Here is a 20726-nt window from a genome sequence, read left to right as displayed (position 1 = left end):
ATGATCGAAGTGAAAGAGACAACCATCGAAGAATTAAAAGAAAAGGCAATTGAATTAAGAAAAGCCGCTGTCACAATGGTATATAAAGCACAGTCCGGGCATCCAGGCGGCTCGCTGTCAGCAGCTGATATCATTTCAGCTCTTTATTTCAAAGAACTGAACGTAGATCCAGCGAACCCAAAATGGGAAGATCGTGATCGCTTTGTTTTATCAAAAGGGCATGTAGCCCCTATTCAATACGCAGCATTGGCATTGAGAGGTTTTGTCCCTTATGAAACCATTAACACACTAAGACAGTACGGCTCTCCATTTCAAGGTCATCCAGATATGAAAAAATGCCCGGGCATTGATATTTCAACCGGTTCCCTTGGCCAAGGTCTTTCATGCGCTGTAGGCATGGCACTTGCCGGCAAGCGGGACGAAAAAGAGTACCGCGTATTTGCAATGGTCGGCGATGGAGAGTGCCAGGAAGGTCAGATTTGGGAAGCAGCTCAAACAGCGGTTAAATACGAGCTGGATAATCTGATTGTTTTTGTTGATTACAACCGCTTGCAGATTGATGGAACAACAGATGAAATTATGCCTCTTCAAGATATTGAAAAGAAGTTTGAGGTATTCGGGTTTGAAACCAAGAACATTGATGGACATTCAATGGAGGAAATTGTAGCAGTGCTGGATGAAGTTAGAGGATCAACAAACGGCAAGCCTAAATGTATCGTTGCGAACACGATTAAAGGCAAGGGCGTTTCTTACATGGAAAATGTGGTGAATTGGCACGGCGTAGCACCAAACGACAAAGAGTACGCACAAGCAATGGAAGAACTAGCGGGAGGTTTAAAATAATGAGCGTAACAAATACACCTGTAGCAAAAAAAGCGACGCGCGAAGGCTTCGGAGATGAGATTGTTAAACTAGGTAAAGAAAACAAAAACATTTATGTGGTCGATATTGATATCGGCAAATCCTGTAAAACAACGGCATTTATGAATGCGTTTCCTAACCAGCATGTGAACGTTGGAATTGCCGAACAAAACGGTGCGGGTCTTGCGGCCGGTCTTGCTACCACTGGTAAAATTCCATTTATCAGTACTTATGCAGTATTCGGCTCACTTCGCATGGCTGAACAAATTCGTCAAGAAGCATGCTATCCAAACTTAAACGTGAAAATTGCTTGCTCACACGGTGGATTAACACCAGGGAATGACGGCGGAAGCCACCAGGCAATTGAAGACATGGGCGTTTACAGAACAATGCCAAATATGACTGTTATTATGGGAGCCGACTATCATTCCACACGCAAATTGGTAGAAAAAGCAGCCAACACATACGGCCCTATGTACCTTCGCTTTACTCGTGATGCTGTGCCAATGATCTATGATGAAAATGAAGAATTTGAAATTGGCAAAGCGAAACAGCTTAAAGATGGAAAAGACGTGGCTATCATTGCTAACGGTGACACGGTTTATCTTGCCCTGCAGGCAGCAGAACAGCTTGAACAAGAAGGAATTTCTGTAAAGCTTCTTGATATGCACACGATCAAACCGCTGGACCGTGAAGCAGTTGTGGAGTGCCTGGAAATCGGAAGAATTGTTACGGTAGAAGACCATAACATTTTAAACGGTCTTGGCAGTGCGGTTTCCGAAGTTGTTGCAGAAGAAGGAAAAGGGAAAGTAAAACGCATTGGGGTTCAAGACCGCTTCGGTGAATCAGCCCCTTATGAAAAACTAATGGAACTGAATGGCATTACGATTGAGAACATTGTTGCAACTGCAAAAGAATTGCTTAACTAACACGTTACTCATCCATTTAAGAAAAGACAGGAGATAGAAGAATATGTTTGAATTAACAAACCAGGTAGCCATTGTTACAGGCAGCGGATCTGAAAAAGGAATTGGCCGCGTTATTGCGATGACGCTGGCAAAACAAGGAGCCTCTATTGTGGTAGCGGATATGAATCCTGCCGGAATTTGGGATACCGTTGAAGCTATTCAAGAACAGGGCGGCAAAGCAATTGGGGTTGAAGTAAACGTTACCAGCAAAGAATCTGTTGATAATATGGTTCAAAAAGCAATGGACGAATTTGGCCGCATCGATATTTTAGTAAACAATGCCGGTATTTCACAAAAAGTAACAGTAGAAGATATGACATTAGAAGACATCACGCGTATCTTCAATGTAAACATGTTTGGCTTATTCCTTTGCACGCAGGCCGTGCTTGCTCCCATGAAAAAGCAGCAGTACGGACGTATTATTAACTTGTCTTCTGTATCAGCTAAACGCGGCGGCGGCGTGTTTGGCGGTGCACATTATTCTGCATCAAAAGCGGCTGTGCTTGGTTTCTCTAAAAACTTGGCGCGTGAAGTTGGAACAGATGGCATCACTGTCAATAGCGTAGCACCAGGTCTTGTCAACACGGATATTTGGAAGTCTCTTCCTGAAGAAGATGCAAAAAAGGTAATTGACGGTATCCCAATGGGACGTCCGGGTGAAACAAGTGAAATTGCCTCCACGATTGCTTTCCTTGCATCAAAAGAAGCATCTTATATCACAGGGGAAGAAATTGATATTAACGGCGGCTCCCATATGGATTAAACCTGCTTGTATACAGGCATTCGAGTTATAGTGCCTGTATACGTTCTTTCTAATTCACGAGCCTAAAGATATTGACAATGCCGAAAGTTAAAAGCCAAAAGCCAACCGTTCCCAAACCTTCTCTTACCTAAAAGACAGGTAAGAGAAAAAAGAAAACAGGGATATGTCCTGCACAGGATAAAGAAGTGTAAAGAAAAAAGTAGTTGTTGAAAGCGCTTAAATAAAGTGATTAAACATGTCTATGTAACATATTAGAAGCCCAGTCTGCGCTTTTTATTTGGGAAAAATCAAAAAGCCTGGCTGTAGAGGAGGAATCGCATTGAATCCTATCACATTAGAACGTACTGTCACCAAAAAAGTCACGCTGCGACTGATTCCGTTTTTGTTTTTATGCTTTATTATTGCAATTCTTGACCGGGTTAACATCGGTTTTGCCGCTTTGCAGATGAATGAAGATTTAGGATTTTCAAATGCTGTTTTCGGTCTGGGTGCAGGGATTTTCTTCCTGGGTTACTTTCTACTAGAAGTTCCGGGAAGTGCCATGATGACAAAGATAGGCGCACGGAAATGGATCAGCCGCATCATGGTCACTTGGGCTATCATTGCGATTTTAATGGCGTTTGTCCAAACGCCTTGGCAATTTTATACCGCCCGCTTTTTGCTTGGAGTAGCAGAAGCCAGCTTTTATCCATGTATGGTTTATTATTTAAGCGGTTTCTATCAAACTAAGCACCACGCCAAAGCGATTGCAGGTTTTATGTTAGCGATTCCAGGAGCGAATGCACTCGGATCTCCGCTTTCCACCTTTTTGTTGGGCATCGACTGGCTCGGATTTGCCGGGTGGCAGTGGCTGTTTATCTTAGAAGCGATCCCGGCATTAATTCTTGGGGTGATTGCCTACTTTTACTTAGATGATAAAATTGAAGACGTTAAGTGGCTAAATAAAGAAGAAAAGCACTGGCTGATTGATGTGATAACAAAAGAAAACAAAAAGAAAGAAGAAGTAAAGCACTACACATTTACACAAGCCTTGAAGGACCGCGATGTACTCATCCTGTCTCTTGGTTACTTCTGCTGGATGATGGGTTACTACGGCATCAATATGTTTTTACCGACCATCTCACAAGGCTTGTCAGAAACGACATCGCTTAGCATGCAAAACATGGGGTGGCTGCTTGGGCTTATGTATCTTTTTGCCATGGGCGCTATGATTTTTGTAGGGAATCATTCGGACAAAAAGAATGAAAGACGATGGCATGTAGCCACTTGTTTGATGATCAGCGCGTTAGCCATGGTTGCTAGCAGCTATATTGCCGAAACAAGCATTATCCTCTCGTTTGTTTTTTTAACGGTTGCATTATGCGGTGCGTTCGGTGCTTACTCGCCGTTTTGGGCGATTCCACCTTCGTTTTTAACTGGAGCAGCCGCCGGCGGCGCCATTGCGCTTATTAATAGTATTGGAAATCTGGGCGGATTCTTTGGTCCGTATATTGTAGGATACATTAAGGATTCCACTGGTTCTTTCCATAATGGGATGGTTTTTCTTGGAATCAGCATGATTATTGGTGCATTGATTATTGTGTTCCTAGTGAAGCAGTCGGGAAAAGCATTAAAATCACTGGATGGGAAAACAACAGACTATAAAGAGATTGGAAAATCCAGCTAAAACTCATCCAATGATAAATCAATTATTCCAGCAGCGCGGTGATCAAAGCTGCTGGAATTTCTATTTTCACGAGAGAGGGGACGCCGAATGAACAAGATTGGAATTCTCACAAGCGGGGGAGATGCGCCCGGGATGAATGCAGCCATTCGCGCTGTTGTCAAAGCAGCAGAGCATTTTGGAGTATCTATTGTTGGCTTCCAAAATGGATATGAAGGGTTGATAAACGGTAATTTCTATGACCTGACGTATGAAAAAGTTGAAGATATTGCCTCAAAAGGCGGTACGATTTTAAAAACGTCAAGATCAGCCGCTTTTATGACAGAAGAAGGCAGACAGCAGGCCGTACATACATTAAAAGAAAATAATATAAACAACCTGGTTGTTGTGGGGGGAGAGGGGTCATTTAAGGGCGCTCAAAAACTCCATCAGCTTGGCGTGACAGTAGCAGCCATCCCTGGAACAATTGACAATGATTTAACTTATACCGATTATGCTATTGGGTTTGATACAACGTTAAATACTGTGCTTGACTGTGTACGCAAAATCAAAGACAGCGGCTCTTCTCATAACAAAACGACCATTGTTGAGGTAATGGGGCGCTACTGCGGAGATTTGGCTGTATATTCAGCGCTGGCGGGTGAAGGTGAAATTATTTCTGCGCCAGAGTATAAGCTTACATTTGATGATATTTGTCACCATTTGAAAAAGAAGATTCAAAAAGGAAAATTCGATAATTTGATTTTAGTGACCGAGCGAATGTATGACTTGCAGGAGCTGCAGCACTATATTCAAGAAAAAACACAAGTGAGTACCCGTACGACTGTGTTAGGATTTGTTCAGCGAGGAGGAGAACCTTCTGCTTTTGACCGGGTGCTTGCCGCGAAAATGGGAGTGGAAGCTGTTTCCCTTTTATTAAACGGCCAATCTGGTATAGCAGTAGGCATTCGGAACAACCGTATTATTCATGTTGGCCTTGATGAGCTGGAGGAACAAACAGCAGATAAAAGTGCAAATGAGTCGCTTTTACGTGTGCTTCTTCCTTAACTAAGAATATGATTTGAATCGGTTGGCCGGCATGAAAACCGTTTTAATAGAGTTGAATAAATTAATATATTTGATAAAAAATCGAAGGGAGAAAAACAATGATTAAAATAGCTCCTTCCATTCTATCAGCTGACTTCGCCCGACTAGCAGATGAAATTAAAGACGTGGAAGCTGGAGGTGCCGACTACATCCATGTGGATGTAATGGATGGTCATTTTGTGCCAAACATTACAATTGGTCCTCTTGTGGTAGACGCGATTCGTCCTGTAACGAATCTTCCGCTGGATGTTCATCTTATGATTCAAAATCCGCACACATACATAGATGTTTTTGCCGATGCCGGTGCTGACATTATTTCTGTCCATGCAGAAGCAGACCCTCATCTTCACCGGACGATTCAGTCGATTAAACAGCGTGGAATAAAAGCGGGAGTTGTTCTTAACCCTGCCACGCCAATCGAACAAGTTCAGCATGTGTTAGAGGATATTGATTTAGTTTTGTTAATGACAGTTAATCCGGGATTTGGCGGACAAAAATTTATACCAAGTGTGCTGCCAAAAATAAAAACTCTTTCGAATATTATTCAACAGAAGAAGTTAGCTGTCGAGATTGAAGTAGATGGCGGCATTAATCAAGAAACAGGCCAGCTTTGTATAGAAGCAGGGGCATCGGTACTGGTAGCGGGCTCTGCTATTTACAATAAGAAAAACCGGAAAGAAGCAATAGAAATGATCAAAGGTTCTAAACTGCCTTCTTAAAACGAAAAGCAAGCAGGGGCTCTAGCGAGTGCCCTGCTTTTTGTGTACATAAAAATCGTCTTATACTGGGTAAATGCAAGAGTTAGTTGTTAACATATCCTGTTTGCTACTTGATTAAAAAAGTCCATATATGTTATTGACAATCCACACAGACAAAACTATATTAAGCAAAAGACATTCTCTTGTTAGACAAGTTACTAATTTGAGGACAACAAAGAGAATATACAAGTTTATTGTTAGATTATTTAAAAAAAACCATTTGCAAGCAGCTTTCATAATAATGGTATCGTTTGCAGGGTGTTATGGAATAGAAAAAGCTAAACCGCTGAAAGGGGAATTTTTTTGGATCTACTAACATTGGAGCGTACAACAACGAAAAAAGTCACACTGCGACTGATTCCGTTTTTGTTCTTATGTTTTGTTATTGCCACATTGGACCGTGTTAATATTGGGTTTGCCGCTTTGCAGATGAATGAAGATTTAGGATTTTCAAATGCTGTTTTCGGTCTGGGTGCAGGGATTTTCTTCCTGGGTTACTTTCTACTAGAAGTTCCGGGAAGTGCCATGATGACAAAGATAGGCGCACGGAAATGGATCAGCCGCATCATGGTCACTTGGGCTATCATTGCAATTTTAATGGCGTTTGTCCAAACGCCTTGGCAATTTTATACCGCCCGCTTTTTGCTTGGAGTAGCAGAAGCCAGCTTTTATCCATGTATGGTTTATTATTTAAGCGGTTTCTATCAAACTAAGCACCATGCCAAAGCGATTGCCGGTTTTATGTTAGCGATTCCAGGAGCGAATGCACTCGGATCTCCGCTTTCTACTTTTTTGTTAAGTATAGACTGGTTGGGGTTTGCCGGGTGGCAGTGGCTGTTTATTTTGGAAGCGATTCCGGCTTTAATTCTTGGAGTGGCTGCCTATTTCTACCTGGATGACAAAATTGAAGATGTACGATGGTTGAGTAAAGAAGAAAAAAATTGGTTAATGGATGTAACTACAAAAGAAATCTTAAAAAAGCAAGAAGTAAAGCACTACACGTTTGCCCAAGCACTGAAAGACCGTGATGTCCTAATTTTGTCTCTTGGCTATTTTTGCTGGATGATGGGTTACTATGGCATTAATATGTTTTTACCGACAATTTCAAAAGGATTATCAGAGATAACGTCTCTTAGTACACAGAGCATGGGCTGGTTGTTAGGTTTAATGTACTTGTGCGCGATGGTTATCATGATTTTTGTCGGCAATCACTCTGATAAAAAGAATGAAAGACGCTGGCATGTAGCCATTTGCTTAACTATAAGTGCAATATCTATGATTGCTAGCAGCTATATCGCTGAGCATAGTATCATCCTGTCGTTTGTTTTTTTAACAATGGCACTGTGCGGGGCATTCGGTGCATACTCACCATTTTGGGCAATTCCGCCTTCGTTTTTAACTGGGGCTGCGGCTGGAGGCGCTATTGCTTTAATCAATAGTGTCGGAAACCTGGGTGGCTTCTTTGGACCATATATTGTTGGGTACATTAAAGATGCTACAGGCTCTTTCCACAACGGTATGATTTTCCTTGGTGCTAGCATGATTATCGGCTCTCTGATTATTTTATTCTTAGTTAAGCAGTCTGGAAGAGCATTAAACTCCACAGAAGACAAAAACGTTTATCAAACAAAAATCAAAAAATCCAGTTAAGTAACAAGTTTAATCTCCCATAAAAAAACATGTACTTGCTTAAGCAAGTACATGTTTTTTTATGACTATTTTAAAATCAAGGGAAGACCATGAGGTAAACAAATATCAGTCTTTCCAATATCTGTCGTAAAGGTTTTGCATATGCATGGTCATTTTTTCTACTGCTTCTTTTTCATCATGTTTTTCGATTGCTTCAATCAACAGTTTGTGTTCCTTGAAGTTTGTATCTCTGTAATCTGGTCTTGTAACCGTCCGATCCCGGAGAAATTTCCACATTTCCTGCTGTTTCATTGTGCTGCTAATTGCAGACATAAAGGTGATGAAAAGGTCATTATGAGAGGCTTTTGCAATGCCGCTATGTAATTCCTCATCTGTTTCTGGTACATAAATACCTTGTTTTGTTTCTTGCTCCATTTTTTCAATAGTTTTTTTCAGCTGCTGAATATCTTCCTCAGTCGCGCGCATTGCAGCAAACTTAATAATGATTGGTTCAATACTCATTCTGGCTTCCACGATATCTTCAGGTGAAATCGATTGCAACAAAATAGATGCTTCAGATTGGCCGGCTGTAATTTGTGTGTTTTTGACATAAACACCTTCACCTTGCCGGGAGTATATAACGCCATTCATCTCCAATGCGCTTAGCGCTTGTCTGATAGGAGCACGGCTCACACCAAACTGGGCACATAACTCTCTTTCTGACGGAAGTTTATCCCCTACTTTAAAGCTACCAGCCTGAATTTCCGAAAGAATTTGATCGTAAATTTGAATGTATAGTTTTTTGCTAGACACAGTATTAAAATTAATGATAATCACTTCTCTCCACAAGTATTAATCGGACTGAAAATGGTTTTGTGATTATTATATACTTTTTTTAAAAAGAGAAAAATAAATATGAAAGTGAACTCAGTTAAAAAATTTTCTGAAATAATTAAATTGAAAGCGTTGACATAAAGACATCTATCCTTTAAGATATAACCAAGGTACACTTATTATACAAGTAACCAAGTATACAAAGAACAAGGAGGAGAATATATTAATGGGAACGATTATTTGTCATACTTGCCAATCAACAATTGCTCATTTTGAAGATGAAAAAGTTTCCTTTCTCTATTCCAAAGGTCAATGTGAAAACTGTGAGGGTGAGAAAATGAAAAACAGCCAAAAATCGGATCTGCATAAATAATAGTAAACTTTGTTGCTCTCACAATTCTTTAAAGAGGCTGAAAATGTATTTTTAAATAGAAAATAGTATAAAAACATTTTTATAAGAAGGAGATGTCCCATGGGAACTTTAATCTGTTATATTTGCCAATCAACGATTGCTCATTTTGAAGACGAAAAAGTCACTTTTCTTTATTCCAAATGTGAATGTAAAGCATGCACAAAAGCTGATGAAGAGAGCAAGTAAGGACAACAAATATTCATAAGATAAAAGTTGATTCTTTTTCGGTAAGTAAGACTATATATCATTTCGATATATATTTTAAATCTGGTTTTGTTCATAAGAAGTTTCAAAAAAGAGGGGTCGAGGAGGAAGTAATGTGAAAGTAGTAATTGCGTCTGATCATGGAGGCATTCATATTCGACAGGAATTGATTGCACTTTTAAAGGAAATGAAAATCGAGTATTTGGATCTTGGCTGTGAATGCAATGCATCCGTAGATTATCCGGATTACGCGTTTCCGGCAGCACAAAAGGTAGCACTCGGAGAATTTGACCGTGGTATTTTAGTTTGCGGTACAGGCATTGGGATGAGCATTGCGGCCAATAAAGTCAAAGGCATCCGCTGTGCGCTTGTACATGATACATTCAGCGCGAAAGCAACAAGAGAGCACAACGATTCTAATATGCTGGCTATGGGCGAGCGTGTAATCGGACCAGGCCTTGCCCGTGATATTGCAAAAATCTGGCTGGAAACTGAATTTGAAGGCGGCCGTCACGAAACACGCGTCAACAAAATTAGAGATATTGAATATGTATGACCGTTCGCAGAGACCACTAGTTTCATAAAGCCTGTTTTAGAGAGAAAGAACATAATAAAAAATAATTGATTGCTGGACCGGCCTTTGTCCTTAAAGCGGAAAGATCCATCTAATTCATTTAACAAGGTTTATCAAAACAAAAGCATCGCCTGCTCGGACGTTTTTCAGGATTCCGGGCGGGCGATGCTTTTGTTAAAGAGAAGCACTTTTAGCAAATAACTACCTTTAAAATTGATTATTATTTCCAACATCGTTGTTGCAACTTCTGCATATGCAAAGTCATTTTTTTAACTGCTTCTTTTTCGTTACGGGAACTGACTGCTTCAATAATCTGTTTGTGTTCATTGAAGTTTGTTTCCCGGTAATCGGGATGTGTAACGGATCGGTCGCGAAGAAACGTCCATATTTTTTGTTGTTTCATAGCCTCGCCTATAGAGGCCATAAAAGCAATAAAAAGCTCATTATGAGAAGCTTTGGCGATACTGTGATGCAATTCTTCATCGGTTTCTGGAGCATAAATCCCTTGTATCGTTTCAATCTCCATCTTTCTTACAATTTTATTCAGGTTTTCAATTTCCTCATCCGTCGCTCTTAGAGCAGCAAATTTAATGATTAAAGGTTCGATGACTAGTCTTGCTTCTAGAATGTCTTCAGGCGAAACAGATTCCGCTACGATTTCCAGCACATTTTTTGTCACGGTTGCTTGCGTGTCCTTAACAAAAACGCCCTCTCCTTGCCTAGAAGAGATAAAGCCATTCATTTCTAACGCGCTCAGAGCTTGTCTGATAGGAGCGCGGCTGACGCCAAAATGGATGCACAATTCTCTTTCGGAAGGAAGTTTGTCACCGACTTGAAAAATACCGGACTGAATTCCTGAAAGGATTTGTTCATAAATCTGTACATATAACTTTTTACTGATCACTGTGTTAAAGGTTATAACAATCACCTCTTTCAATAAGTACAATTAGTAATTGATATTTCTTCCCTTGCAACTAATTAATTTCTAGCCTTTGGGCTAAATAACATTTAGCCGATTACAATTTTTTTAGGCCTATACAAAAAGAAAAGTTGAAATGCTGAGATGTAGACAAGTGTTTTTTCTTTAATTGGTATACTTGTAGTACAAGTATACCACGTAAAAGGGAATAGTGGAAGAGAACTTGAAGGGTATTATTAAAAAATTAAAAGAGAACTCATTACTTTTCAACACTTTTCCCAAAAAGAAAAGACCGAAGGCTCGGTCTTTTCTTTTTGATAAATACTAATATTTCATTTTAAAGCGGCAATACAAAATTTGTTACAGAACCATAGATAAATTGGCTCTGAAATCTGTTAGTTCGCAGTTTTTGCTGCTTCAATAGCTGCTTCGTAGTTGGGGTGATTTGTTACTTCAGGAACATATTCTACATATGTAATATTATCATTTGAATCTAATACAAATATTGAACGAGTTAATAAACGAAGTTCTTGGATCCCTGCACCATAATTTTCTGCAAAAGAAAAATCGCGGTGGTCAGAAAGTGTCTTAATATTGTTTAAACCTGCTGCCGCACACCAGCGTTTTTGCGCAAATGGAAGATCTGCAGAAATTGTCAAAACCTCAACATTTTCAAGTTTAGTTGCTTCCTCATTGAAACGACGTGTCTGTGCGTCACATACCCCAGTGTCAATAGATGGCACTACACTAATAATTCGAACCTTCCCAGTTGTATCTGCTAGTGTAACAACAGAAAGATCGTTATCCAGTACAGTAAAATCAGGTGCTTTATCGCCAGCCTTTACTCTATTTCCAATCAGCGTTACAGGTTTTTCTAAAAATGTTACCGTTGTCATGAACAATTCCCTCCAATTTCTATAGTATAAGATAAGTATACTAGTTGTATACTTGTGTTACAAGTGAATGGTTTAATTAGTAGCCAAAATCATATAGATAAAGGAAACAAGAGAGCAAACAAAAACATTTCCGCTTGCTGGAGTTAACGTAGTTTCGTATCAAAATTATTAAATCAAATCGAATCCAAGCCTTGCTTTGTCTGCACAGCAAGACTTTTAGATTTCTAAGAAAAATCAACTTACTATTTAACTATCATCTCTAAGCTTTATTATTATTCATTGATCTTTTTATTTCTTTACACTTCATTCTTCAGCTGATATACCTCTTCAAGGATCTCCATGGCAATGTCCTGCATACTTTTCCCTATCTGTTCACCTTTTTTTCGCACCCACCCCTTATATCAACTGATAGGGGAACTGACAGCAATTCCTCCTCCGATTCAATACTAAGTGCCTCATATTCCGGAACATATCTTACACGCCCTTATTTAGCCGAGCGTTTAATGAAGTCGGCTAACTCAACGGAAACACCATTTAACCGGGCATCTTTCATATGAATGATCCATCGATCCTTTAAGCGTTCCATATACAGATTAGCCACCGGAACCTGCTGATAAAGCAGATCCATCACTTGATAGGTCAGGGAATAGACGGCCGGCAGATTCAGCACCGCATATCCGGGCTTTGTACTGCGTTTACCTATTTCAATGGAGTAGTCAGGTGTTAACCTGTGTGTATAGATCCCTTCCATATAGCTGAATGTATCATCGGTTCCCGGCACAATAAAGTACCAGTCCCCTAAACTTTTGCGCATAAGTCTTGCTTCCGGAATGGAGGGAGAAGAAAAGCGCTGGTACGCGGATTCTTTGGTTTTTTTATTGTAGTATTGTCGCTGGGAGAGCCGGTCTTCCCAAATTTTCTTTTCATGCAGCTCGCTGAATTCTTTTAGATCGCTTTCTTTAATTAGCGGAATCGTTCGCCCTTTTACCTGCCCTTCTGAAGCGGGAAGAATGCCTTCTTTGATATAAGCGTCAGTGGAATTTTGGTTCGTCTACAGATATCAGGGTCTTATGATTGTCGACTATTTCATCGACAATCATAAGACCCTTTCTTGTTTGTTTAGCTGTTCGTATCGTTACCAAACAAGTAGTAAGTTGTCATAGTTTAGCAATAAAATTGAATATTTAAGAGGAGGGCATAATGGAATCTTTCTGAAATATGCGTTTTGTGCTAATACCTGGTTATTTTCTTCTATTAGACGGATTCACGTACGTGCTATATTGTAAGCGTAAACAAAAATCGTTTAGGGAGTTTGAAATATGAATAAAAAAGTACGAATTGGATTGATTGGCGCGGGACGAATTGGCCAACTGCACGGCGAAAATTTAGTAAGATTTGTTCCAAATGCAGAACTGGTTGCTATTGCAGATCCATTTTTTAATGATACAACGTATGCTTGGGCAAGCAGTCTAGGAGTAGAAAATTGTTATAAGAGTGCAGAGGCAATTTTTGCAAATCCGTCGATTGACGCAGTATTTATTTGTTCTGCTACAGACACTCATGCAGATTATATTATTCAAGCAGCCGAAGCAGGCAAACATATTTTTTGTGAAAAGCCTATTCATTATGATGTTGCTGTTATTTGCGAAGCATTAGCCGCTGTGGAAAAAGCAGGCGTAAAACTGCAGGTAGGCTTTGTACGCCGCTTTGATTATAACCACAAAATGGTCCATGACACAGTAGCTTCTGGAAAACTGGGCGCACCGCATATCGTCAAAGTCACTTCCCGTGATCCGGAGCAGCCGCCAATGTCGTATGTTGAAGGATCCGGCGGTCTCTTCATGGATATGATGATCCATGATTTTGATATGGTTCGTTACCTATCACGCAGCGAAGTTACCGAGGTTACCGCTTATGGCGACGTACTCATTGATGACCAATTTAAAAACTATGATGATGTAGACACGGCTATTGTGATGCTGAAGTTTGCTAATGGCGCACTTGGTGTTATTGATAATAGCCGCCGCGCAGGTTATGGCTACGACCAGCGCACGGAAGTACATTGTGCGGGTGGCTGCGTGCAGGTTGCTAACGTTCTTGACAACACGGCCACTATCAGTACGCCTGACAGTGTCATTTGTGCCAAACCTCAATGGTTCTTCTTAGAACGATACAACCAGGCTTTTATTGCAGAAGCCCAGGCTTTTGCCACAGCAATTCTAGACGATACTGAAACACCCGTGCAGGGCATTGATGGTCTGATGCCAGTGTTGATCGCCAAAGCTGCTAAACGTTCTCTAGATGAAGGGCGCAGCGTGAAAATATCTGAAATTGAGGGATATAAGTCTTCCTCTTACGTTACTTTATAAGCTTGAGTTCGAAATTCACGTGGTGAGTAACCAATGATTTTTCGGAACAACCGAGAAAAATAATTGAGATCATAAATTCCGACGGCGGCAGAGACGTCACTGATAGATAATGTTTCGTCTTTTAAGTATTCAATTGCTCGGACTATGCGTAAGCGGTTGAGATATTCAACTGGTGGTAGCCCGGTCGCTGATTTAAATATGGTACGGAAATAGCCGGGACTGATGTTATGCAGGCGGGCATAATGAGAAAAATCAATGTTTTCTTTCAGGTTGTCCTCAATAAATTTTTGAGCACCAGCAATAATGTCAGGGCGGAGCGTTTCTCGCTCAGGTAATGCGGCAAACTGGCGCAAACGCGCTCGAGAAATAATTATGAGAATTAAATTTAGGTAATCTTGCTTTACTTGTTCGAAAGCGAAGTTTTGCTCCGTTTGTTCATGGAGTATAATGTCCATCATCATTTGAACACGTTCAGCGTCCGGTGCCGATAAATGGATGATGTGCTGGCGGTTTAAATCGGCAGGAGAAACCGGATTGGTTGTTTCCGGTTCAGTAAGTTCGCTGAGCAGTCCGCTAAATTGTTTATCCCACCAATCAGCAATTTGTTCCGGATAAAACTGGCAGTTGTACATGCAAACAGGCGTTTCAATTACATAAGCATGTTCTTGATGCGGCGGGATGAGAAATACATCCCCGGGAATCAAAGGCATTGAAATATTTTTGAATTGATGAATGCATGAACCTTTTGTAATCAGCACAAATTCTTGAAAATCATGCCGATGAACAGGGACCGATTTGGCTGCATGAAATACTTCTAAAGCGATGCCGCTTGTATCGTCACATTTAAAAGAAAAGTAGGGAATGATGGTAGAACACTTCCTTTACGTTGCTAGTCACATCATTATAAATCATAAATAGGAGGAAAATAAAATGAAAATTGGATTCAACGAAGGGTGCGATCGTTTTTGCAAGGATCATTCGGTCCTAAAAGATCTGGAATTATGTGAGAAGTACGGGTTTGATTACATTGACATTCAATCGGAATGTCTCGACCGCGATCTTTCAGCCGGAAAGTATACCATTGAGCAGTTAGGCAATTGGTTTAAGACGCATCATCTTAGCATGCTGTCCTATAATGCTTTGAAGTTTTTTAACATGAAGCAAACCCAGCAGGAAAAAGATGCAGTAATGGGAGAGCTGGACGAAATGATTCGGCGCTGCTTGATTTTGGACTGCAAAATGATTGTCGTTGTTCCGACGGAGAATATTACAGTTCCCGCAACGAGAGCTGAAATTCGCGCGGATGCGGTAGCGGTTTTAAAAGAAATGGTTCAAAAAGTAGAGCCTCATGGCATCAAGCTGTCTATTGAATTCTGCGGCAGCCCGGGTATGACAATCAATCGTTTTGAAGACGCGTATGCAATTGTAGAAGAGGTTAATTCACCACTTGTCGGCGTTACGCTCGATCAATATCATTTCCATGCAATGGCATCTGAGTGGGCAGCGCTGGAAAAAGCAGACGGGAAAAAAATCTTCGTATGGCATTTGAACGACATGGAAGATATGCCTTGCGGCGCACCATACAACAACGATGAAAAGCGGCTATGGCCAGGTGATCCGCGCGGCTGCCTTGATCACAAACGTTATGCTGATACACTTAAAAAAATTGGATTTGAAGGCGGCTGCTGCACCGTTGAAGTGTTCCGTCCAGATTATTACGAGCTAACACAGGAAGAAAATGTTCGCACTGCTGCAGAGGTTACGCGTTCCCATGTTGAAAAATACTGGAATCAGCCGTCACTTTCATTTTTTTAATGATAGTATCATAGTTCGGCGGCTCTTCAAGCCGCTGATTCTAAGATATTTAATTTTTCTTACATAGTTTGAAAACGTTATCATTAAGCGGGTTTCTGAGGAGGTAAGACATGAGTATGCAAGTAATTGAAAAATCGCGTGATCATAAAAAAACTTTAAAGAAGATTACGATCATCTCTACATTTGGCGGACTTCTTTTCGGATATGATACGGGAGTAATCAACGGAGCTTTACCCTATATGGGAAGGGAAGACCAGCTGAATTTATCTCCAGTCACCGAAGGTCTTGTAACAAGCTCTCTTTTATTCGGCGCTGCTTTTGGGGCTGTATTCGGTGGAAGTTTATCGGATCGTTTTGGCCGGCGGAGGATGATTCTTAATCTTGCGATCCTGTTTCTTTTAGGCACACTTGGATGTACTTTTGCACCATCTGCCGAAGCTATGATCGGGTTCCGATTCGTATTAGGTTTGGCTGTCGGCGCTGCTTCTGTCATGGTACCTGCTTTCTTAGCGGAAATGTCTCCTGCCAAGCATCGGGGAAGAATCGTGACCCAGAACGAATTAATGATTGTAACTGGGCAGCTGCTAGCGTTTGTATTTAATGCGATTCTTGGTACTACAATGGGTGAAGAGACAGCTCATGTTTGGCGCTATATGTTAGTGATTGCCTCACTTCCGGCTGTTTTCCTATGGTTTGGAATGATGGTAGTACCCGAAAGTCCGCGCTGGCTTGCCTCAAAAGGCAAACTGGGAGAAACTCTTCGTGTTTTAGAAGAAATCCGTGCACAAGATCAAGCTCAATCTGAATTTAAAGAAATTCAGGACAGTCTTGATCAGAAAACAGGCATTAAACAAGCTACGCTTCGGGACTTAAGTGTGCCTTGGGTTCGCCGCATTGTGTTGATCGGAATCGGGATTGGGATTGTACAGCAAGTTACAGGCGTGAACTCGATTATGTACTACGGTACACAAATTCTTCAGCAGTCAGGATTTTCAACCAATGCAGCACTTGTCGGTAATGTTGCAAACGGTATCATTTCTGTTTTAGCTACTTTCGTTGGTATTTGGCTGCTAGGAAAAGTCGGCCGCCGTCCGATGCTTATTACGGGGTTAATCGTTACCACTACCGCATTGATGTTAATTGGAATTTTCTCTTTTCTCCTGGAAGGGTCACCAGCACTCCCATTTACTGTCCTGGCAATGACAGTGACATTTCTTGCTTTTCAGCAAGGTGCTATTTCACCGGTAACCTGGCTGATGCTGGCAGAAATATTTCCATTAAAGGTACGTGGAATCGGCCTGGGTGTCAGCGTGTTTTGTTTATGGGTAGCAAACTTTCTTGTTGGTTTCTTGTTCCCAATCCTTCTTAGTGCCGTCGGATTGTCAATCACGTTTTTTATTTTTGCTGTGTTAGGAATTGGTGCTATTACATTTGTACACAAATTTTTACCGGAAACAAAAGGAAAATCGCTTGAGCAGCTGGAAGCACTTTTTAGATCCCAAAACAAAAAAAGTGAACACAAAAGTGCGATTTAATTACTAAAAAGCTATGTGGTTTTTCACCCACATAGCTTTCATCAAAGGTTTTTCACTTGTTTAATAATGAAACAAGAATTAAATAATAGCAATCATATCATGTAAAAATAAAGAACCAACTTGGGTGAATTAGTCGCCCGCTTAACTAAATGCTGGGAAATTATCGATATTATTTCTGTTTTTAGCTTGATCGCGTTGATACACTTCCTCAAGAATTTCTGACGCAATATCCTGCATACTCTTGCCGGTCTGTTCCCCTTTCTTGCGAAGCCAATCCTTAATATCGACCGAAAGGGAAACCGACAGCAATTCCTCCTCTGATTCAATGCTAAGTGCCTCATATTCTGGAACATACCGCACACGCCCTTGTTTGGCAGAACGTTTAATGAAATCAGCTAACTCAACCGAAACACCATTTAATCGCGCATCTTTCATATGAATCACCCATCGGTCCTTTAAGCGTTCCATATATAGATTCGCCACAGGAACCTGCTGATAAAGCAGATCCATCACTTGATAGGTGAGGGAGTAGACTGCTGGCAGATTGAGCACCGCATATCCAGGCTTTGTACTGCGCTTGCCCATCTCAATGGAGTAGTCAGGTCTTAACCTATGTGTATAGATGCCTTCCATATAGCTAAAAGTATCATCCGTTCCCGGAACAATAAAGTACCAATCCCCTAAACCTTGGCGCATAAGTCTTGCTTCGGGAATGGAGGGGGAAGAAAAGCGCTGGTACACAGCTTCTTTAGCCTTTTTATTGTAATATTGCCGCTGTGAAAGCCGGTCTTCCCAAATTTTCTTTTCGTGCAGCTCACTGAATTCTTTTAGGTCGCTTTCTTGAATAAGAGGAATAGTTCGCCCTTTTACCTGTCCTTCAGAAGCGGGAAGAATCCCTTCTTTAATATAGGCGACAATAAAGTTTCGGTTCGTCTGCAGGTATTCTGCCGCCTGGTTTAACGTTAATCCTTCCGGTGTTTTAGGCATGGTTTCAATGAGCCGTTCAATCTCATTGCTAGAAAAAAGAAGCCCTTGATGGCCTCCCCACGGATCCTCCACAGGTTTTAGCTTTCCTTCTTGGACGTAGGCGTGAACTGTGGAAACAGAGCGGCCAATCATCTCTGCGACTTCCTTTGTTGAATAATATTTTTCCTGGTTTATTTGCATGGGTTTTATCCATCCTTTAAAAAAGTATCTATGTACGTATCCTTACACGATTTTGTATGTTATGCGTATGGCTGGATTAACTTTAGTTCATACTGTTACTGCATCGCTTAAAATACCCTAACTCCTGAACATGAAAGCGGCTTATACAGTCAGGTCCCCGCCTGGCTGTTTTTTTATGCTTTGCGAACTTCCACGTAGGTTTACGCAAATCACATGCACCTACATCACTTATCATTTCCAGTAAAACTTCCTTGATCATTAAATGTTGTTTCTCTTCAAATCGGTTCACCAACACATCCTGTAGAAAAAATCCGCAAACAGCCTGCGGCTCTCCAAAAAGATCAATTTGACGACTGGATGCTGCTTCATCCTTTTCCTCTTCCTTATAATGGATCAATCAAGAAAGAGTCCACTCCATCATTCAATTACTTCCTTTCTTTATCCCTTCTTATTTCATTACGTATGTGTATATTAATGATTTTCTTTTCTTATTTTAAAAATTAAGTATCTATTTTTTTATCTTGTATTTTAATGATTAATATAATTTTATCATTTTAAATAAAGACATACAATTTGATTATTTTAATTTAGGTATTTATCATATATAAATTAAATTATATATAAGTATTGAAACAAAGTCTGTGTTTTTTGAAATAAGTGTTAAGAATTGTGAAATGTAGATTGTTCAAAGATGTAAATCTGATAGATAAACGAAGAAAAACTTATTGATTTTAGGTGTCTTGACACCTCATAATATATCTTAAAATAAACGGAAATAATGGATAAAATTTCTTCGAATAGGAAAGAGGACACCTTTGAGCTATCAGATTTCTTCTAAACTCGTTTCTACAGAGGATGACACTTCGGCTATTAGGGTAGAGGCTTGGGACAATCAGGGTAATTTAATTGCACATGCCAGTTTAATCATCGTTGGATTAATGCATGGATATATAGGAGAGGTATTTGCTCAGCCGCATTACCAGGACAAGGGTGTTGGTGAGGAGTTAAAAGAATTTCTGGCCAAAATAGCAGTGCAGACAGGAACGTATATTATAGATAATCCTTTTTCTCCAAAGTGAAAGTTCTATTTATATATAAAAGCCCTGCACATTATGTACAGGGCTTCCGCTTCGATTATTGTATTTTTGGCAAAGCTTTATCCATTTGCTCTTCGTTGACTTGAACAGGCTGGCCGACCGGTGCATCTACGCTACAATAAACATACTTAGTGTTTTGCCAAAAATCAAAAGCAAACGCGTCGACCGGATCTTGTTGAGAATTCTTATAATGATTTTCAACCACTTCGGACTTAAAGATATTCCCAAGCATATATTCAGCGTTCATAATCTTCATCAGCCTTCTAAGATAAGTTTCCACATATGTTCCTGATAAAAGGCTGATTGTTGTGTTAGGGTATCCAAACCCCCGGCTGTTATATTAAATATTCTTTTAATGCTTGCTGCAGTGTACCTAGTGTTTCTGTATCAGGACCAAATGAGAGTCCTTTATGGATCATTTTTCGTACTACGTCTGCTCTCAAACCTGTAATAACTGTGTGACATCCCATCAGGGAAGCACCATCAATAATTTTTGTTAAATGATCAATGACCTGGGATTCCATATCTGCGATTCCGGATAAATCCATGATCAAAGTCTGGATACGTGATGCCTCAATTTCGGTTAAAACCTTTTCCTCAAGGATAGATGTCCGGAACGTATCAACCGAACCAATCACAGGCAGGATACAGACAGAAGTGTTGATTGGAATAATAGGAACAGATAGATTTTCAACCAGCTTTCTTTGTGCTTTAATCAAAGAATCCTTATATGTAGAGTAATTAATAAAAAAGGCATTTAGAAACGCATCTACTTGATTATTAATTTCTTTCTCTAAATGAAAAAAATTTGGCGTTATCTGTTCACCGGTTAAGCCGTTATACTGTTCGATAAAATTCCATATCGTTCTGCGGATGGCCTGTACCCATTCTAGTTTAAAGGATAAAGTAAGGGAATGGGTCGCCCATGCGATCCCTTCCTGTTTGGCAAACAATTCAACTTCTTTTTCTTGCCTGTTAATAATATAAACAACCAGCTTATGAGCATTATTAACAAGGTCAATATTGCCAATGGACAGAATTTCATCAATTTTGTCTCTTACATTGACAGCCTCTAACAATAATTTCTCTTCAAACTTCTGGCTGTTTTTTTGGAGAAATTCTTGAAATTTAAATGAATAATCATCAAACGTTTTTTCCATTTTGCCTTCTCCCTTT

Annotated in this window: 23 protein-coding genes; 14 read left to right on the top strand and 9 right to left on the bottom strand. The window is 40.3% G+C overall.

Features of this window, described 5'->3' with window-relative positions:
* From RRU94_RS02380 to RRU94_RS02350, 7 genes are all read left to right on the top strand, one after another.
* Positions 1-843, top strand: a complete 843-nt coding sequence (locus RRU94_RS02380; RefSeq protein WP_315691646.1) for a transketolase — start codon at positions 1-3, stop codon at positions 841-843.
* Positions 843-1790, top strand: coding sequence for a transketolase family protein (locus tag RRU94_RS02375; protein ID WP_315691645.1), 948 nt, complete (start codon positions 843-845; stop codon positions 1788-1790). The genes RRU94_RS02380 and RRU94_RS02375 overlap by 1 nt, the downstream gene beginning before the upstream one ends.
* Before the next feature lie 43 nt (positions 1791-1833).
* A complete protein-coding gene (locus tag RRU94_RS02370) occupies positions 1834-2592 on the top strand; it encodes an SDR family NAD(P)-dependent oxidoreductase (RefSeq protein WP_242237427.1) in 759 nt (252 codons plus the stop codon).
* Between the two features lie 319 nt (positions 2593-2911).
* On the top strand, positions 2912-4258 hold the full coding sequence (locus tag RRU94_RS02365; RefSeq protein WP_315691644.1) for an MFS transporter: 1347 nt from the start codon (positions 2912-2914) through the stop codon (positions 4256-4258).
* A gap of 87 nt (positions 4259-4345) precedes the next feature.
* On the top strand, positions 4346-5302 hold the full coding sequence (pfkA, locus tag RRU94_RS02360; protein WP_315691643.1) for a 6-phosphofructokinase: 957 nt from the start codon (positions 4346-4348) through the stop codon (positions 5300-5302).
* Positions 5303-5400: 98 nt separating this feature from the next.
* Positions 5401-6060 (top strand): ribulose-phosphate 3-epimerase, encoded by a 660-nt coding sequence (gene rpe / locus RRU94_RS02355; RefSeq protein ID WP_315691642.1) that lies wholly within the window; start codon positions 5401-5403, stop codon positions 6058-6060.
* A 342-nt stretch (positions 6061-6402) separates the two neighbouring features.
* Positions 6403-7749 (top strand): MFS transporter, encoded by a 1347-nt coding sequence (locus RRU94_RS02350; RefSeq protein ID WP_315691641.1) that lies wholly within the window; start codon positions 6403-6405, stop codon positions 7747-7749.
* Between the two features lie 105 nt (positions 7750-7854).
* On the opposite strand, the gene RRU94_RS02345 is transcribed toward RRU94_RS02350, so the two are convergent.
* Positions 7855-8565 carry a FadR/GntR family transcriptional regulator gene (locus RRU94_RS02345; protein ID WP_315691640.1) on the bottom strand — a complete coding sequence of 237 codons (711 nt, stop codon included), beginning with the start codon at positions 8563-8565 and terminating at the stop codon, positions 7855-7857.
* A 223-nt stretch (positions 8566-8788) separates the two neighbouring features.
* Between RRU94_RS02345 and RRU94_RS02340 the strand changes: the two genes are divergently transcribed.
* The 3 genes from RRU94_RS02340 to rpiB all read left to right on the top strand — a co-directional run bounded on the left by RRU94_RS02340 (position 8789) and on the right by rpiB (position 9734).
* Complete coding sequence (locus RRU94_RS02340) at positions 8789-8935, top strand: GapA-binding peptide SR1P (RefSeq protein WP_315691639.1); 147 nt, start codon at positions 8789-8791, stop codon at positions 8933-8935.
* A gap of 99 nt (positions 8936-9034) precedes the next feature.
* Complete coding sequence (locus RRU94_RS02335; RefSeq protein WP_315691638.1) at positions 9035-9160, top strand: GapA-binding peptide SR1P; 126 nt, start codon at positions 9035-9037, stop codon at positions 9158-9160.
* A 133-nt stretch (positions 9161-9293) separates the two neighbouring features.
* Positions 9294-9734: a ribose 5-phosphate isomerase B gene (gene rpiB, locus RRU94_RS02330; RefSeq protein WP_242237410.1), complete on the top strand. Its 441-nt coding sequence runs from the start codon at positions 9294-9296 to the stop codon at positions 9732-9734.
* A gap of 238 nt (positions 9735-9972) precedes the next feature.
* Here the strand turns inward: rpiB and RRU94_RS02325 are convergent, their stop codons facing one another.
* The 3 genes from RRU94_RS02325 to RRU94_RS02315 form a co-directional block, all read right to left on the bottom strand.
* Positions 9973-10680 (bottom strand): FadR/GntR family transcriptional regulator, encoded by a 708-nt coding sequence (locus RRU94_RS02325; RefSeq protein WP_315691926.1) that lies wholly within the window; start codon positions 10678-10680, stop codon positions 9973-9975.
* A gap of 386 nt (positions 10681-11066) precedes the next feature.
* The gene (tpx, locus tag RRU94_RS02320; RefSeq protein WP_315691637.1) at positions 11067-11567 is read right to left on the bottom strand and encodes a thiol peroxidase; all 501 of its coding nucleotides are present in this window, start codon (positions 11565-11567) and stop codon (positions 11067-11069) included.
* A gap of 484 nt (positions 11568-12051) precedes the next feature.
* The gene (locus RRU94_RS02315) at positions 12052-12381 is read right to left on the bottom strand and encodes a hypothetical protein (protein WP_315691636.1); all 330 of its coding nucleotides are present in this window, start codon (positions 12379-12381) and stop codon (positions 12052-12054) included.
* Positions 12382-12886: 505 nt separating this feature from the next.
* On the opposite strand from RRU94_RS02315, the gene iolG reads away from it, so the two are divergent.
* Positions 12887-13936, top strand: a complete 1050-nt coding sequence (gene iolG, locus RRU94_RS02310; RefSeq protein ID WP_315691635.1) for an inositol 2-dehydrogenase — start codon at positions 12887-12889, stop codon at positions 13934-13936.
* Here iolG and RRU94_RS02305 read toward each other — a convergent pair.
* Complete coding sequence (locus RRU94_RS02305; protein ID WP_315691925.1) at positions 13921-14760, bottom strand: AraC family transcriptional regulator; 840 nt, start codon at positions 14758-14760, stop codon at positions 13921-13923. The two genes, iolG and RRU94_RS02305, sit on opposite strands and share 16 nt — an antisense overlap.
* Before the next feature lie 106 nt (positions 14761-14866).
* On the opposite strand from RRU94_RS02305, the gene RRU94_RS02300 reads away from it, so the two are divergent.
* Together RRU94_RS02300 and RRU94_RS02295 are read left to right on the top strand one after the other, a co-directional pair.
* A complete protein-coding gene (locus tag RRU94_RS02300; RefSeq protein ID WP_315691634.1) occupies positions 14867-15751 on the top strand; it encodes a sugar phosphate isomerase/epimerase family protein in 885 nt (294 codons plus the stop codon).
* 116 nt (positions 15752-15867) lie between these two features.
* Complete coding sequence (locus tag RRU94_RS02295) at positions 15868-17286, top strand: sugar porter family MFS transporter (RefSeq protein ID WP_410492967.1); 1419 nt, start codon at positions 15868-15870, stop codon at positions 17284-17286.
* Positions 17287-17427: 141 nt separating this feature from the next.
* Here RRU94_RS02295 and RRU94_RS02290 read toward each other — a convergent pair whose 3' ends face one another.
* The gene (locus tag RRU94_RS02290) at positions 17428-18453 is read right to left on the bottom strand and encodes a helix-turn-helix domain-containing protein (RefSeq protein ID WP_315691632.1); all 1026 of its coding nucleotides are present in this window, start codon (positions 18451-18453) and stop codon (positions 17428-17430) included.
* An 82-nt stretch (positions 18454-18535) separates the two neighbouring features.
* Entirely contained in the window at positions 18536-18850 is a 315-nt protein-coding gene (locus tag RRU94_RS02285; protein WP_315691631.1) for a hypothetical protein, read from the bottom strand.
* Positions 18851-19268: 418 nt separating this feature from the next.
* Here RRU94_RS02285 and RRU94_RS02280 point away from each other — a divergent pair, with 418 nt between their 5' ends.
* Entirely contained in the window at positions 19269-19532 is a 264-nt protein-coding gene (locus tag RRU94_RS02280; protein ID WP_315691630.1) for a GNAT family N-acetyltransferase, read from the top strand.
* 55 nt (positions 19533-19587) lie between these two features.
* On the opposite strand, the gene RRU94_RS02275 is transcribed toward RRU94_RS02280, so the two are convergent.
* Both RRU94_RS02275 and RRU94_RS02270 read right to left on the bottom strand, forming a co-directional pair.
* Complete coding sequence (locus tag RRU94_RS02275) at positions 19588-19797, bottom strand: hypothetical protein (protein WP_315691629.1); 210 nt, start codon at positions 19795-19797, stop codon at positions 19588-19590.
* Between the two features lie 88 nt (positions 19798-19885).
* Positions 19886-20710, bottom strand: coding sequence for an STAS domain-containing protein (locus RRU94_RS02270; RefSeq protein WP_315691628.1), 825 nt, complete (start codon positions 20708-20710; stop codon positions 19886-19888).
* Positions 20711-20726: the final 16 nt, after the last annotated feature.

Origin of the sequence: Domibacillus sp. DTU_2020_1001157_1_SI_ALB_TIR_016 (genome assembly GCF_032341995.1) — a bacterium.
GTDB classification, from domain to species: domain Bacteria; phylum Bacillota; class Bacilli; order Bacillales; family Domibacillaceae; genus Domibacillus; species Domibacillus indicus_A.
This window is presented reverse-complemented; position numbering and strand designations above follow the sequence as displayed.